At 44.8% G+C, this 15,331-nt stretch carries 10 protein-coding genes; 5 read left to right on the forward strand and 5 right to left on the reverse strand.

Translation table 11 applies throughout. The features are described 5' to 3' along the window. Positions 1 to 54 precede the first annotated feature (54 nt). The 4 genes from BI182_RS17020 to BI182_RS17035 all read right to left on the reverse strand — a co-directional run bounded on the left by BI182_RS17020 (position 55) and on the right by BI182_RS17035 (position 4,626). On the reverse strand, positions 55 to 1,872 hold the full coding sequence (locus BI182_RS17020; protein WP_286809735.1) for a S8 family serine peptidase: 1,818 nt from the start codon (positions 1,870 to 1,872) through the stop codon (positions 55 to 57). 353 nt (positions 1,873 to 2,225) lie between these two features. Next, entirely contained in the window at positions 2,226 to 2,849 is a 624-nt protein-coding gene (locus BI182_RS17025; protein ID WP_228878295.1) for a DUF47 domain-containing protein, read from the reverse strand. 17 nt (positions 2,850 to 2,866) lie between these two features. Beyond that, complete coding sequence (locus BI182_RS17030; RefSeq protein WP_286809741.1) at positions 2,867 to 3,913, reverse strand: inorganic phosphate transporter; 1,047 nt, start codon at positions 3,911 to 3,913, stop codon at positions 2,867 to 2,869. A gap of 140 nt (positions 3,914 to 4,053) precedes the next feature. After that, positions 4,054 to 4,626, reverse strand: coding sequence for a hypothetical protein (locus BI182_RS17035; RefSeq protein WP_286809746.1), 573 nt, complete (start codon positions 4,624 to 4,626; stop codon positions 4,054 to 4,056). 245 nt (positions 4,627 to 4,871) lie between these two features. On the opposite strand from BI182_RS17035, the gene BI182_RS17040 reads away from it, so the two are divergent. The 5 genes from BI182_RS17040 (at position 4,872) to BI182_RS17060 (ending at position 14,110) form a co-directional block, all read left to right on the forward strand. Beyond that, the gene (locus BI182_RS17040; protein WP_070370248.1) at positions 4,872 to 5,564 is read left to right on the forward strand and encodes a TetR/AcrR family transcriptional regulator; all 693 of its coding nucleotides are present in this window, start codon (positions 4,872 to 4,874) and stop codon (positions 5,562 to 5,564) included. A gap of 248 nt (positions 5,565 to 5,812) precedes the next feature. Continuing rightward, on the forward strand, positions 5,813 to 6,442 hold the full coding sequence (locus BI182_RS17045) for a cobalamin B12-binding domain-containing protein (protein ID WP_070370249.1): 630 nt from the start codon (positions 5,813 to 5,815) through the stop codon (positions 6,440 to 6,442). A 94-nt stretch (positions 6,443 to 6,536) separates the two neighbouring features. After that, complete coding sequence (locus BI182_RS17050) at positions 6,537 to 7,520, forward strand: uroporphyrinogen decarboxylase family protein (protein WP_070370250.1); 984 nt, start codon at positions 6,537 to 6,539, stop codon at positions 7,518 to 7,520. A 513-nt stretch (positions 7,521 to 8,033) separates the two neighbouring features. Next, entirely contained in the window at positions 8,034 to 12,617 is a 4,584-nt protein-coding gene (gltB, locus tag BI182_RS17055) for a glutamate synthase large subunit (RefSeq protein ID WP_286809836.1), read from the forward strand. Between the two features lie 17 nt (positions 12,618 to 12,634). Further along, positions 12,635 to 14,110 (forward strand): glutamate synthase subunit beta, encoded by a 1,476-nt coding sequence (locus BI182_RS17060; protein ID WP_286809781.1) that lies wholly within the window; start codon positions 12,635 to 12,637, stop codon positions 14,108 to 14,110. 92 nt (positions 14,111 to 14,202) lie between these two features. On the opposite strand, the gene BI182_RS17065 is transcribed toward BI182_RS17060, so the two are convergent. After that, positions 14,203 to 15,249: a DUF389 domain-containing protein gene (locus tag BI182_RS17065; RefSeq protein ID WP_148637171.1), complete on the reverse strand. Its 1,047-nt coding sequence runs from the start codon at positions 15,247 to 15,249 to the stop codon at positions 14,203 to 14,205. Positions 15,250 to 15,331: the final 82 nt, after the last annotated feature.

The following is a 15,331-nucleotide window of genomic DNA, read 5'->3' on the forward strand; positions in this document are numbered from 1 at the left end:
CATTACCCATAAAAACTGCTTTTATTCATAAAATTTTTATTGCCAACTCTTTTTTTAGCTGACAAATGGCCGACTGGTCGATCCCGGTGCTGTCGCACCTTTAGGTACAATGCGAATTTCGATCGCTTCCAGTCGCAGAGACTTTCCCTGAGTTCCGGAGCTACAGCCATTTTTGGCCCAATCCAACCAGCCGTAATTCTGGCTGTGAACCCGATAATAGACATCGTAGCTGGTTGCCGCAGCGCCGGTCAAACGAATTTGAATCGCCTCCAACCGCAGGGATTGGCCAAAGGTTCCACTGGTTTGACCATCTCGCTTAAAACCCTGCCAACCAATGTTCTGAACATGGGTCTGATACTCAATCCCGAGATCATTGCCCAGATTATTCATTTTTATCTCAATTCCCTCCAATCGCAGGGATTGGCCTGATGTACCACTGCTCTGACCGTCACTTTTCCAGTCCTGCCAGCCGATATTCTGGACGTGGGTACGATAGGTCGACCCCACTGTGTCACTTGAATGAATGGCTGCCACCGCCAAACCCAACTGAATCAACCCACTACCATAGTAAGGATCGCTACCGGTTGTTCCCAGATCCAGGGCGGTACTTTTTAGAAGCGTTTCAACCGCTTCGGCATCGAGACTGGCATCCGCTGCCATCAATACTGCACAGGCGCCAGCCACAATCGGACTGGAAAAAGACGTACCACTGGCATATTCGTAGCCGCCACTTCTGGCGGTGGTTAAAACGGATTGGCCTGGGGCCACCAAATCCACCCGATCATTATACTGAGAAAAGGAAGCCCGGTTGTTATCCTTGTTTGTAGCACCTACCGATATAACATGGTCATAAGATGCCGGATAGGCATATTGTCCCACCCGGGAATTCCAGGACTCACCTTCGTTACCTGATGATGCCACCACTATTTTACCGGCGCTGACCGCCTCACTAACTGCTACCGCCAGTGAAGAAAAGGTTCCGTATCCGCCAAAACTCATATTGATGACCTTTACCTCCGGCCGCTCTGCAGCCGAAAGAATGGCAGCGCAAATATAGGCCACATCCAGCTGAGTATCCCCGCTATACATCCCCCCGGTACGGTAAGGGGCAATTTTAATATTGGCCAAACCGGAAATTCCCGCTGTGCCAATTCCATTATTGGTAACCGCCGCAATACACCCACTGACAGCAGTACCGTGGCCAGCCAGATCCACCACGTTTGTCTTGCCGGTCACAAAATCATACCCGGCCACCGTGTTGCCAATCAGATCCGGATGATTGACATTTAATCCAGTATCAATCACAGCCACTACCACCGGGTCGGCATTGGATATCTGGTTCCAGATCTGATCGGCACCGATTCGTTGAAACTGCCAGGCCGAACCATTGGTCACATAAGGATCATTGGGCAATGATGTCACTTGAATTTTGTCGTTTTTATCCACCGTCAGGACATTGGGATTCTGAGCCAGATCAGCCATCAGCGCATCCACATTTGTTTTATCACTGACTTCGATCAGATCAACCCGGTTCGATAGCTGCTCTCCAGAAGCCACCTCCTCGGTAGTCAATGCCAGCTCTTTAACATTGTCTTCACCACTTTTGGCGTAAACAATAATGATTTGTTGCTCCAGATTTTCGTTGGTATTTACTTCCGGCAGCTGTTCCATGGTTTCAATCTCGGTAGGTTCCCCATCACCGGATTCCGCCCCGTCACCCCCTGGCGCACTCATTTCCACTGGCGTTGTCGTCATAATAGACTGAACTGCCGGATTAACTGAATCTTCTGCGTGGCTCGTCGCTGGAAACAACAAACAAAAAACGGTCATGATTGCCAATCCTCGTTTTAATATGCCAAATCTCTTATTCATGATGTCCTCCTGCGCTGTTTCTGGCGTTGGTTTTGTTTACATTATCATTCATGATGTAATCCTTTACTCTTCTAATACTCATGCCATTTAGGATATATTACTATAACATAAATACTTTATTTTCTGCATCATTTCAGACAATGCTTAAAGATTTTAATATTATATTTGCTTAAACGGATCGATTTCTTTTGTAAATCAAACATCATAAAATTATTCCATATATTTTTAACATCACTTACTCTTAATACTGTCTTAAAGCGCCTCACATTATTGAAAGGGTCGCCAAAAAAAGAATCTACATCCATAGACTTTTCTTCATATCATTTTGTTTCTTAGCTATCTAATAACCAGCTTTATGTCAGCCTCACAATAATCCGATGCAGTACATCCACCGTTTCTTCCAGGTTTGTTGAAGCATCTTTGATATGATGATAAACTTCCCGTTTCTTTAGAGCCTCCATGGGGTCGGTTCCAGCAAATACAAACACCATGCCATCCATATAGAGTTTTTCGATTTCCCGGTGGGTCGCTCTCATTTTGCCCACCGCTTCCTCAGATTTGCCATGGTTCTTTTTAAGATCTTGAACCGCCTCAGCAAAAATTTCCACGCCTAAGTTTAACTGTTCCACCATACTGATGATGGTTTCATTGGCTTTGACATCAAAGGTTTTCATGGAAATCAGCGTTGACTGCGCGTATTTAAGAACCCGGTTCATCCCTACCGATATTGAGTAGATATCCCCCCGGTCAAAAGGCGTTGCAAATGCTTCCGTCAGATTTTTTTCCATTTCCATCCGGATTTCATCCGCTTCCTTTACATATCGGGTCAATGCTTCACAATCCGATTCTGCTGATCTTTTCAACCAATCATATAATGCACCTACCCCCAATGCATTGCTTTGGGCCTGCATAAACAGCATCTGATGAAAATGATATTTTATTGGAAAAATCCGATCAATTATATTTCTTTTCTCCATTATGTTTTTCTCACTTTCTAAATCACATTAAAAATAACTGTTGTTATGGTATAAATAAAGGCGGATACCAAAGCCGACAAGGGAATGGTAATACACCACGCTACCAGAATTTCTTTAACGATACCCCAATGAACCATTTTATATTCATCGCCAGCACCTACTCCCATAATCCCACCAACGACAACATGCGTTGTTGAAACCGGTGCCCCAACCAGGTTTGCCCCTAAAATCGAACTTACCGAGGATAATTGCGAATTTAAGCTATGCAGCGGTTTAATATCAAAAATGCCCCGTCCCAGCGTCTTCATGATACTCCATCCACCCAGCAAGGTGCCCATGAACATGACAATTCCACCACTGACCCGAGCCCATAGCGGTGCCGAATGAACAACCGTGCCGCTCCAGGCGGCCAGAGCCAATGTGAATAGCCCAATAATCTTTTGGGTATCATTGGACCCATGGCTGTAAGCAAGACCCGCCACGATGAACCACTGAATTTTATTGATCCGCTTATTGATGGAAACCCTGGCATTACGCAACAGCAGCTTTGTCATTTTTTCCAGAAAAAAGGCAATCGCAAAACCAATAACCGGAGACAAAAACAAGGCCATAATCACTTTTACAATACCGGTGATTTGGTGGCTCTCACCAATCAGCTCTGCCCAGCCCCATAAAATATGTTCATAACCAGAAGATACAATCACAGCACCAATGATTCCGCCGATGAGTGCATGGGTGGAACTGGAAGGCAACCCCAATTTCCAGGTTATTAAATTCCATAAGGTCGCTCCGAAAACTGCCGCAAAAAGAATCGTCAATAAAGCAGCATCGGTTGGCAGATCAATCAGCTCTGATATCGCATCAGCCACCAGATTCCCGCCGACTACCGCCCCAATCAGACCAAAGATAGAGGCGACCGCAATGGCTTGTTTCGGGCTGGCGGCTCCACAATTGATAAAGGTTGCCACCACCGAACTGGCATCGTGAAGCCCATTTGTCAATGCAAAAACAAGGCCGATTATAATGACTAAAACTAATATGATTGTGGCACTTACTGATATCATTTCTCCACTCCTGAAATCTTGCGAACATTCAACCTAATTTTATTTTTATTACCATATCAGCAGCCGGATAAGATGCCATAGTAATTACCCGATAAAAAATATCTCAAGCTGCCAAAAGACAGTTTGAGATATTGTTCTCATTAATCAAAAAACATCACATTACTGGTGGTTCCATCCGTTAGAAAGACTGCCTGAAGCATGGTTCCATCCTGGTTAACCCAAACCCTTATATAGCTAACCTTATTATCTTCAAAGGGAATCTGCGTTGCACTGGTTTCGGTCCCATCGCCGCCGAGGATCTTTTTGACTTCGTCGTACGTCGCTCCATCAGGAATACTCTCTGCCTGCGCCTCGGTTACCGGCTTTGTTGTTAGAAAAGCCAGATCTTCGGTCATCGGATAAAACAAGGTTTTACTGGTAGCCAATCCATTTTCGTCAAACAAAACACTCACCCCAAAACCGGTGTTATCATTCACATATGCAAAGCTGTTTTTCATTTGGGCACTTTCGGTCGGAAGCACACCCAATTCGGCATCGACCTGTTCCTTGTTCTGATCTAATTGCACCTTATCATAAAACTCATACACGGTATCTCTCGAAACATTAGATTGACCGGTAGTACTGCCACTATTTGTATTTCCGCCGCATCCTACCAGAACGGACACCAATATCATCACGACGCCCAACACAAGCAATAACTTAAGTCTATTCATTCCATAACCCTCGTCTTTCTTAATTTCAGGATTGAATCAGCTTCAAACTTTCGGCTGTTAGTTAATTATATAATTTTTACCCGAATATGTACATCTTAAATCTTGATTCGCTTCTTTTTATCTTTTTGTCTTGTTACCATCTCAATAACTTAGCACAGTCTCCATACAAATAAATTAGACATGGACGACGTTTCATTTTTTATGCTATTATATCCTTATACTACAAAAGAATGAGGACAGCCACCATGAATACCAGAGATAAAATCTATAATACCGCCAAACGGCTATACCTGGAAAACGGTTACGCCAACACACCAAACACCATGATCGCCAAAGAAGCTGGAGTCAATCTGGGTTTGGTCACCTATTATTTTAAAACCAAAGACATTATCGCCAGTGATATGCTCAATTACAATTATGAGACGCTCTATTCGCATTTGCTTAAGTATCTCCCCACGGATGATGAATTGTTACAGTTAATCACCTTTTTTAAATTACATTTTAAGCTGACCGGAATTGACCCACACTATGACCGCTTTATTTACGAAATGAATAAATTCGATTTACTTGAAAAAGCCACCCGGGATGGCAATCTTTATGAACTATATAAAACATTGGTTGCCCAGAACAATCAAATTGCCAGCTCCGACAAAGGTCTCACCCTGGATTGTGCTGTAACTGCCTCTTTTGGGGTAATTCGGGCGTTAACCATGAAGCAGTACGAAAAGGAAATCCAAATTTCAAAAGAAGAAATTTTCGATCTCTGTATCAATCAGATGTTTTACTCGCTAAAAATTGATTCGAATCATTTGCTAATTAAGTCTCTAATCAGCTCAGCCAACTGTACCATTGATCGATTGCTCGAAGAATATCCCCAATTAACGCAAGTAAAAAATTATTTGTATATCGAAGATGCCGCTATTGTTCGCAAACAATAGCGGCATCTTTTATTTTTTGTTTTATTTAGATATTAATCGTTTTCTAAAGGCTTTTTTTGGTTGTTTATTTTTATTTTACGAATTTAGTTGACTTTTTGCGATCGATCATATATATTGTAATTGCTCGCAAGCAATTACAATATTGGTTGTAAACGTGTTCGTTTTACTCATCACTTTTATGTATTTGACGATTCGCTTACGCACACACGTAAGCATCGCTAATAAAAACACCACACAAGGAGGAAAATATGTCAAAAATTCAAGAAGTCAAAGCAAAGGTCGAAGCTGGAAAATCAAAACTGGTCCCCGGACTGGTACAGGAAGCACTGGATGAAGGCAGCTCACCTGCAGAAATTCTCCAGGCCATGGTTGATTCCATGGGCATCGTTGGGGACAAATTCTCATCCGGCGAAATTTTTGTCCCGGAAATGCTAATTGCTGCCAAAGCCATGTCAAAAGGCGTGGAAGTGTTAAAGCCACTGATGGCTGGCGATGGTTCCACCTCGCTGGGCACCTGCATCATCGGTACGGTTGCCGGTGACCTTCACGATATCGGTAAAAACCTGGTTTCGATGATGATTGAAAGTGCTGGTTTTGATATGGTTGATTTGGGCGTTGATGTCCCTGCTGATACCTTTGTTCAGGCGGTTAAAGACAATGCCAATGTCAAACTGGTGGCCTGTTCCGGTCTATTGACCACCACCATGCCAGCCTTAAAAGAAGCAGTACAGACCATTAAAGCCGCTCATCCGGAGATGAAAGTGATTGTTGGCGGCGCCCCGGTCACCCCAGAATATGCTGCTGAAGTCGGTGCTGATGGTTATGCCCCTGATGCCGGTAGCGCTGCCGTTAAAGCGAAAGAGCTGGTTACCGCTTAAATTCATCCTTCTTAAAAAATTAATTACAACAATTCCAAAAACCTAACATTTCCACCATTCTATTAAACATACCAAAATTTCAGGAGGTATTATTATGTTAACAAAACGACAAAACTTAATGGAAACCATCAAAGGCGGAAACCCCGATCGCTTTGTCAATCAATACGAGTTTATGGATCTGATCATGGAGGCTCCCATGGATTTACCGCTGGCACCTGCTCCTGGTACACGAGTAAAAAACAAATGGGGCATCACCTTCGATTGGCCTGCCGATCAAATCGGTTCATTTCCCATGCATGATGACGAACACAAGGCCTTAAAAGATATCACCGATTGGAAGAACCAAGTCAAAGCTCCGGCCATTGAAACCTCAGAAGAAGCCTGGGCTGCTGCCGTTGCCCATGCCAATTCAGTTGACCGCAACGACAAATTTGTCACCGCATTTTGTGCTCCTGGTATTTTTGAAATGACCCACCATCTGATGAGCATGGAAGATGCTCTGATGGCTTTGTACGAAGAACCCGAAGCCATGAAAGAACTGATCGATTATGTTGTTGAGTATGAATTGGCTTATGCCAATGAATATCTCAAACATATTCAACCCGATGCTTTATTCCATCATGACGATTGGGGCAGCCAAATCTCTACATTTATCTCTCCGGCAATGTTTGATGAGTTCATTCTGCCTGCCTACAAGAAAGTCTACGGCTTCTGGAAAGCCAATGGTGTTGAACTGATTGTTCACCACAGTGACTCCTATGCTGCGACGCTCGTTCCAGAAATGATCGAAATGGGTGTTGATATCTGGCAGGGCGTTATGACAACGAACAACGTGCCAGAATTGATCAAAAAATACGGTGGTCAAATTTCGTTTATGGGCGACATTGATAGCGGCCGGGTTGATTTCCCTGGCTGGACCCGTGAAAAAATTTATGAAGATGCGAAAAAAGCCTGCGAGGAATGTGGCAAACTCTATTTTATACCAAATTTAAGTCAAGGATTAAATATCAGCTCGTTCCCTGGGGTTTATGAAGCTACCAGCGAAGTGATCGACCAACTCAGTAAAGAAATGTTTTAAATCTTAATAGAAAAAATCAATTAGCTCTATCGGAAGCAAACTCAATGGGTTCTGTTTCATGATAGAGCTATTATTATTGAATAAAATCTTAAAAAAACATTTAGCCCGAACCCATACATCGTTGAGATTTAATCAACGTAATCTGTAAATGAATACAGGGCTTAACTGTGCGGTTTTGGCATACAATTGAACGCCATTCAAAAACACTAATTGCATTAATTTGCAAAATACATTATAAAAAAAGCGCCATTTATTCGATTCGATCAATAAATTTTTGTGGTAATTATCTGTCTTTATAGTATAATTATAAGACTCCATCTTGTCTATAACAATCGGGGATTTTTAAGCTTAATATTTTACTAATATTTCTTTCGCTGACGATGGATACTTATAATATATATAGAAGGAAATAATAAATTCCCGTTTTATAATAATAAATACTATTGAATGTTTACTCAACCAATAGTATTCTGGTCATAACAAAAGATTTTTCTGAGGAAGGTTAAAATGCGTATGAAACACACTAGTTTACCACCAAAGCAGGGACTTTATGATCCCGCTTTCGAACATGATGCCTGTGGTATTGGAGCGATTGTCCATATCAAAGGAAAAAAATCCCATGATATTGTAAAGCAGGCCTTAACAACACTTGTTAATTTACAACACCGTGGCGGTCGGGGCTCCGAACAGAACACTGGCGATGGTGCCGGAATTCTGATCCAGATCCCCCACCAGTTTATGGAAAAAGCTTCGATTAAAGAAGGCTTTACTCTGCCCCAACCTGGCGACTATGGTTTGGGGATGTTATTTATGCCCACCGATGTCAATGAAAGAAACCAATGCGAAAGAATTCTGGAAGACATTATCATCGAAGAGGGTCAAACCCTGCTGGGCTGGCGTGATGTTCCGGTGGATCTTTGTGATCTGGGAAAAACCGCCGTTGACAGTATGCCTTTCCTCAAACAGGTGTTTATTCAAAAAGATGCGGCTTTAACCGATACCATGGATTTCGAGCGCAAGCTTTACACCATTCGAAAACAGGCTGAAAAGAAAACAAAAAAAGCCGGACTATCCTTTTACGCTGCCAGTTTTTCATCCCGTACCATCGTCTATAAAGGGATGCTAACCGAAGATCAGGTCGGTCAGTTTTATCTGGATTTACAGGATCCCGATGTGACCACTGCCATTGCCATGGTTCATTCCCGTTTCAGTACCAATACCTTCCCCAGCTGGGAAAGAGCGCACCCCAACCGCTATGTGATCCATAACGGTGAAATTAATACCCTCCGGGGCAACGTCAACTGGATGTACGCCCGTCAATCCCTGCTCCAAAGCGAGCTTTTTGGGAACGAACTGGAAAAGACCTTCCCGGTTGTTGATGTCGATGGTAGTGACTCGTCCATCTTTGATAACACCTTTGAATTTTTGAGTCTGACCGGACGTTCTCTGGCTCACAGTGCCATGATGATGATCCCTGAACCCTGGGCCAAGCACCAGACCATGAGTCCTGAGAAAAAAGCCTTCTATAATTACCACGCCAGAATGCTGGAACCTTGGGACGGACCTGCCGCCATTGCCTTCACCGACGGTGTTCGCCTGGGTGCCGTTCTTGACCGTAACGGCCTCCGTCCTTCCCGCTACTATGTGACCAAGGACGACATGGTTATTCTTTCCTCAGAAGTCGGTGTTTTAGACATTCCCCCTGAAAACATTCTTTGCAAGGAGCGTTTAAAACCAGGACGAATGTTGATGATTGACACTGAAAAAGGTGAAATCATCAACGATGAAGATCTGAAACACGCCGTTGCATCGCAACAGCCTTACGCCGAATGGCTTGAAAAACATAACATCCCGATCACCAAATTACCAGAACCAAAGACAAAGTATGTCACTGATAAGGCAACTCTGATTCAGCGTCAAAAAACTTTTGGCTACACTTATGAAGATTTAAAAGCATTGATTATCCCGATGGCTAAAGACGGTGTTGATCCGATTGGTGCAATGGGTAACGATATTCCACTGGCCGTTTTGTCCGATAAATCCCAGGTTCTGTTTAATTACTTCAAGCAGATGTTCGCCCAGGTAACCAACCCGCCAATTGATGCCCTCCGGGAAGAATTGATCACCGGAACGGAAGTCTATCTCGGTGGCGAAGGTAACCTGATTAATCCATTGCCTGAAAGCTGCCATCAGATCAGTCTGGATATGCCTATTCTTAGCAATGAAGATCTGGAAAAAATCCGGGAGCTTAATGATCCCCGAATTAAAACCATTACCTTATCCACCTTGTTTGAAAGCAATACCGGTGGTGACGGTCTGGAAAAAGCCCTGAACGACATTTTTGCTACCGCTGATCAGGCAATTGCTGACGGCAATACGATCATTGTCCTTTCTGACCGGGGTGTCAATGAAAAAATGGTTCCCATCCCATCGGCACTGGCGATTGCTGGTCTCCATCATCATTTGGTCAATAATCTGACCCGAACCCGAGTCAGTTTAATTGTCGAGTCCGGCGAACCCCGGGAGGTTCATCATTTTGCCGTACTGATCGGCTATGGCGCCACCGCTGTTAATCCCTATCTGGCTTTCGAAAGCGTTGCTGATCTGATTGATCGTGGCATGTTAACCGATGTAGCCTATGAAAAAGCGGTCAAAACCTATATTAAAACCGTCAGTAAAGGGGTCATCAAGGTACTGTCAAAAATGGGTATCTCAACCATTTTAAGTTATCATGGTGCCCAAATTTTTGAAGCCGTGGGGATCAACTCCGAAGTTATTGATAAATACTTCACTCGAACCCCTTCGCGAATCGAAGGTATTGGTATCAACGAAATCGCCCGGGAATCACAAATGCGTCATGATGAGGCCTACCGTAATCCCTTTGGCGATGCCAATGCGCTGGAATCCGGCGGTAATTTTCAATGGCGGGCCGATGGTGAATATCACACCTATAACCCCGAAGCTGTTTATAAACTGCAAACTGCCTGCCGAAACGGTGATTATCAGACCTATCAGGAATACACAGCTCTGATTAACGAACAAAGCCAACGAACCTGTACGTTAAGAGGCATGATGACTTTTAAAGATCTTGCGCCGATTTCCATTAATGAAGTTGAATCCGTCGAAAGCATTTGTACCCGCTTTAAAACCGGAGCGATGTCCTACGGTTCATTAAGCAGCGAAGCCCATGAATGTCTGGCCATTGCCATGAACCGGATTGGTGGCAAGAGTAATACCGGTGAAGGCGGTGAAGATCCCGAACGACACATTCCTCTGCACAATGGCGATTCCCGACTCAGTGCCATTAAACAGGTGGCGTCCGGTCGCTTTGGAGTGACCAGCCACTATCTGTCCAGTGCCCAGGAAATTCAGATCAAAATGGCCCAGGGTGCAAAACCAGGGGAAGGTGGACAATTGCCTGGACGTAAAGTTTATCCCTGGGTTGCCAAGACCCGCTATTCAACACCTGGTGTCGGCTTGATTTCACCACCGCCACACCATGATATTTATTCCATCGAGGATTTAGCCGAGCTGATTCATGACTTGAAAAATGCCAACCGTGAAGCCAGTATCAATGTCAAACTGGTTTCTGAAGTTGGTGTTGGAACCATTGCCGCTGGTGTTGCCAAAGCAAAAGCCGATGTGATTCTAATCAGTGGTTACGATGGCGGTACTGGCGCCTCACCGCGAACCAGTATCCGACACGCCGGTTTACCCTGGGAACTTGGACTGGCGGAAACCCATCAGACGCTGGTACTCAATAACCTGAGAACCCGGGTAAAAGTTGAAACGGACGGTAAACTGCTTACGGGTAAAGATTTAGCGGTGGCAACCTTACTGGGCGCTGAGGAATACGGCTTTGCGACTGCACCACTGGTTATTCTTGGTTGTGTTATGATGCGGGTCTGCCATCTGGATACCTGCCCGGTTGGGGTGGCAACACAAAACCCTGAGCTACGCAAGCGATTTACGGGTGATCCTGGTCATGTTGTTAACTTTATGAAATTTATTGCCCAGGAACTGCGGGAAATCATGGCCGAACTCGGTTTTCGAACCATTGATGAAATGGTTGGCCGTTCCGATAAACTGGAAATGAACAAAGCCATTGATCATTGGAAAACCAAAGGACTGGATTTCTCCAGTATTTTATACCAACCAGCCATTCCAGAAGGCGGCGGTTTATATTGTCAAATCAAGCAAAACCACAATATCGAAAAATCCAAGGATCTAACCGAACTCCTGGCACTCTGCCAACCTGCTTTGGAAAAAGCTGAAAAAGTGGTCATTAACACCACAATTAAAAATGTCAACCGGGTTGTCGGTACCATCGTCGGAAATGAAGTTACCAAACGCTATGGTGAAGCTGGTCTTCCTGAAGACACCATCACCATTAACCTCAAAGGTTCTTCCGGACAAAGTCTTGGTGCCTTTATGCCCAAAGGCATGACCATCAAGCTGGAAGGTGATGCCAACGACTATTTCGGTAAAGGCTTATCCGGTGGAAAAATGGTCATTTATCCACCTAAAGAAGCGACCTTTGTTCCAGAAGAAAACATCATCGTTGGAAATGTCGCCTTTTACGGCGCCACCGAAGGCGAGGCTTTTATTCGAGGTGCCGCCGGTGAACGTTTCTGTGTAAGAAACAGCGGTGTTACTGCCGTTGTTGAAGCAGTGGGCGATCATGGTTGTGAATACATGACCGGCGGAAAGGTCGTCATTCTGGGAAAAACCGGGCGAAATTTTGCCGCCGGAATGTCCGGTGGAATTGCTTATGTGCTGGACTTGGATGAAAACTTCTGTGAATCCTGCAATGCTGAAATGGTTGATCTGGTAAAAATCACCGATGCGGTCGAATTGGCTGAGCTTAAAGAGTTGATCATCAAACACCATGATTATACCAACAGCTCACTGGCTCAAAAAATCCTGGATGACTTTGATCACTACGCAAAACAATTCACCAAGGTTTTACCTCGAGATTATAAACGGATGCTGGATGCCATGGAACGGGTTAAAGCCCTCGGTCTTACCGGCGATGAGGCCTTAATGGCGGCTTTCGAAGAAAATAACCGGGATCTGTCCCGGGTAAGTGGAAACTAGAGAGGAGGTAAACAATTATGGGAAAATCAACAGGATTTTTAGAATATAACCGGGAAGTGCCCAAGGATCGGGAACCTCTTGAACGGATTAAAGACTGGCAGGAATTTCATTTAGAGCTGCCGGAAGAAAAACAACGTCTTCAGGGCGCCCGCTGTATGGATTGCGGCGTACCCTATTGCCACTCTGGCATGATGATTGCTGGCGGCGCCTCTGGCTGCCCAATTCATAATTTAATCCCTGAATGGAATGATATGATTTACAAGGGGTTGTGGAAAGAAGCCCTAATTCGACTGCTTAACACCAATAATTTCCCTGAATTCACTGGCCGGGTTTGCCCGGCTCCCTGTGAAGGGGCCTGCACCGTCGGCTTAAACCAACCACAGGTAACCATCAAAACCAATGAATGCACCATCATCGATCATGCTTTTAAAGAAGGCTGGATTACGCCAAACCCACCAAAACTGCGAACCGATAAAAAAATCGCCGTGGTGGGCTCCGGACCAGCTGGCCTGGCCTGTGCGGCGGAACTCAATAAAGCTGGCCATAATGTTACGGTTTATGAGCGGGCCGACCGGATTGGGGGACTGCTGATGTATGGTATCCCCAACATGAAGCTGGATAAGATTGCTGTCGTTCAGCGTCGGGTTGACCTGATGACCGCCGAAGGAATCAACTTTGTCACCAGTACCGAGGTCGGAAAAGACTACGCCGTTGCCGATTTAAAAGCCGATTACGATGCAGTGGTTTTATGTGGTGGCGCCACCAAACCCCGGGATCTGCCAGTGGAAGGCCGAAATCTTAAAGGCGTTGATTTCGCAATCAACTTTTTATCAGCCAACACCAAAAGCCTGCTGGACTCCAACCTGACCGATGGTAATTTTACCTCTGCCAAAGACAAGCATGTGGTCATCATCGGGGGTGGCGATACTGGTACCGACTGTGTTGCCACCTCAATTCGTCATGGCTGTAAAAGCGTCCTGCAATTGGAAATCATGCCAAAACCGCCGACCTCCCGAGCAGAAACCAATCCCTGGCCGGAATGGCCCAAAACCTACAAGCTGGATTATGGTCAGGAAGAAGCAGTGGCCCTGTATGGCAGTGATCCCCGACAATACTGTACCACCACTAAAAAAATTGTCGGCGATGCCGAAGGCCATGTTATAGAAGTCCATACCGTCGAAATTGAGTGGATTGCTGATGAAAACGGACGGATGACCATGAAGGAAATCGCCGGTACTGAAAAAATTCTGCCAGCAGATCTGGTTTTACTGGCGATGGGCTTTCTGGGACCGGATGACCTGCTGGTTGACCAACTGGGTCTGGAACGAGATCCCCGCTCCAATGTCAAAGCCGATTACGGTGTTTACCAAACCAGTGTGGACAATATCTTTGCTGCCGGTGATATCCGTCGGGGCCAAAGTCTAGTGGTCTGGGCCATCAATGAAGGCCGTGAAGCCGCCCGAGCCTGTCACAATTATTTAACTAAAAAATAAATTGCTCCATAACGCATCTAAAACAGCCACAAAATCCGCACTGGATCGTGTGGCTGTTTTTTTAGGTTCATCTTAATCTTTGGGTGAGTGTTTTAGACAATCACAATCTCACCTTCCAATATGCCGGCACTGTTTTCTTTTTCAAAATAGTTAAAGAGGGTCGTTCGGATGTCCTGAACCACTTCCAGGGTATAGCCTTCCAATCCATAGTCGGCCATATTTGTTGTGATCCGGTCAATCTGATCTGGGCTATAAACTTCCCCAATCAAATCCAGTCGCAGATTTTTTCTTTCCGGGTCAATGGTTGCTCGCATGGTGGTGGTTGTCGATGAATTGACTTCCGCATTGACAAAAGTTTCAACCTTGCTGGTCAAATTATTATCAATAATCGAATCTATTGCCACATAAGCAGCCGAAACGGCGGCCGGAATGGTGATTAGAATCATCCCGAGAATGAACCCCCGCTTTAAAATTTTATTGAAGCGCTCTTTAACCACCGCAGCTTGCTTGAGCTGCAGCAGCTTACAAAAAGCAAAGGTTGCCAGCATAATAAAAAAAGCATTAATCAGAAATAAATAAGCCGCCGGGAAAATATAATCCGGGTTGCTGTTGGCGATGCCATAGCCAACGGTACACATTGGTGGCATGAGTGCAGTGGCAATGGCAACACCGGGAATGACATTGGTTTTTTCTTTTCTAGTTATTCCGATGACCCCAGCGGTTCCACCAAAGAAGGCAATCAGCATGTCAAAAAAAGAGGGCCCGGTTCTGGCGATCAATTCACTGGTAGCCTCATGAATCGGGGTCAGCGAGAAATAAATGGAAGCGCCAATCAGGGCAATAATAATCTGAATCATAAAATTAAGGGCGGCGTTTCGTAGCAATAACCCGTCATAGGTCGCCAGACTATAGCCCATGGCAATGATCGGATTCATCAGCGGTGATATGAGCATCGCTCCAATAATAACCGCCGTTGAATTGGTGTTTAAACCAACCGAAGCGACAATAATGGCACAGAAAAGAATAATCAACGGGGCACCCTTTAGCTTCACACCAGCTACAATACTTTCGTGGATAGCATCGGCACCCATCTGATCGGATCGGATATCAAATAAACCATTTTTAAGATAATCAATCATGCTAAATCTCCCAATCTCATTTGCTTATTGTCTTTTATTACCCAATCGAGCATTAAACAAACCTCACTTTTTTATGATTATC

Origin of the sequence: Acetobacterium sp. MES1, assembly GCF_002237635.1 — a bacterium.
Taxonomy (GTDB): domain Bacteria; phylum Bacillota; class Clostridia; order Eubacteriales; family Eubacteriaceae; genus Acetobacterium; species Acetobacterium wieringae.

Bases quoted from the DNA above. Each gene is read 5' to 3' on its own strand.
- BI182_RS17050 (WP_070370250.1), top strand. From the start codon at position 6,537: ATGTTAACAAAACGACAAAACTTAATGGAAACCATCAAAGGCGGAAAC.
- BI182_RS17065 (WP_148637171.1), bottom strand. From the start codon at position 15,249: ATGATTGATTATCTTAAAAATGGTTTATTTGATATCCGATCCGATCAG.
- BI182_RS17020 (WP_286809735.1), bottom strand. From the start codon at position 1,872: ATGAATAAGAGATTTGGCATATTAAAACGAGGATTGGCAATCATGACC.
- BI182_RS17060 (WP_286809781.1), top strand. From the start codon at position 12,635: ATGGGAAAATCAACAGGATTTTTAGAATATAACCGGGAAGTGCCCAAG.
- BI182_RS17045 (WP_070370249.1), top strand. From the start codon at position 5,813: ATGTCAAAAATTCAAGAAGTCAAAGCAAAGGTCGAAGCTGGAAAATCA.
- BI182_RS17040 (WP_070370248.1), top strand. From the start codon at position 4,872: ATGAATACCAGAGATAAAATCTATAATACCGCCAAACGGCTATACCTG.
- BI182_RS17035 (WP_286809746.1), bottom strand. From the start codon at position 4,626: ATGAATAGACTTAAGTTATTGCTTGTGTTGGGCGTCGTGATGATATTG.
- BI182_RS17030 (WP_286809741.1), bottom strand. From the start codon at position 3,913: ATGATATCAGTAAGTGCCACAATCATATTAGTTTTAGTCATTATAATC.
- BI182_RS17025 (WP_228878295.1), bottom strand. From the start codon at position 2,849: ATGGAGAAAAGAAATATAATTGATCGGATTTTTCCAATAAAATATCAT.
- gltB (WP_286809836.1), top strand. From the start codon at position 8,034: ATGAAACACACTAGTTTACCACCAAAGCAGGGACTTTATGATCCCGCT.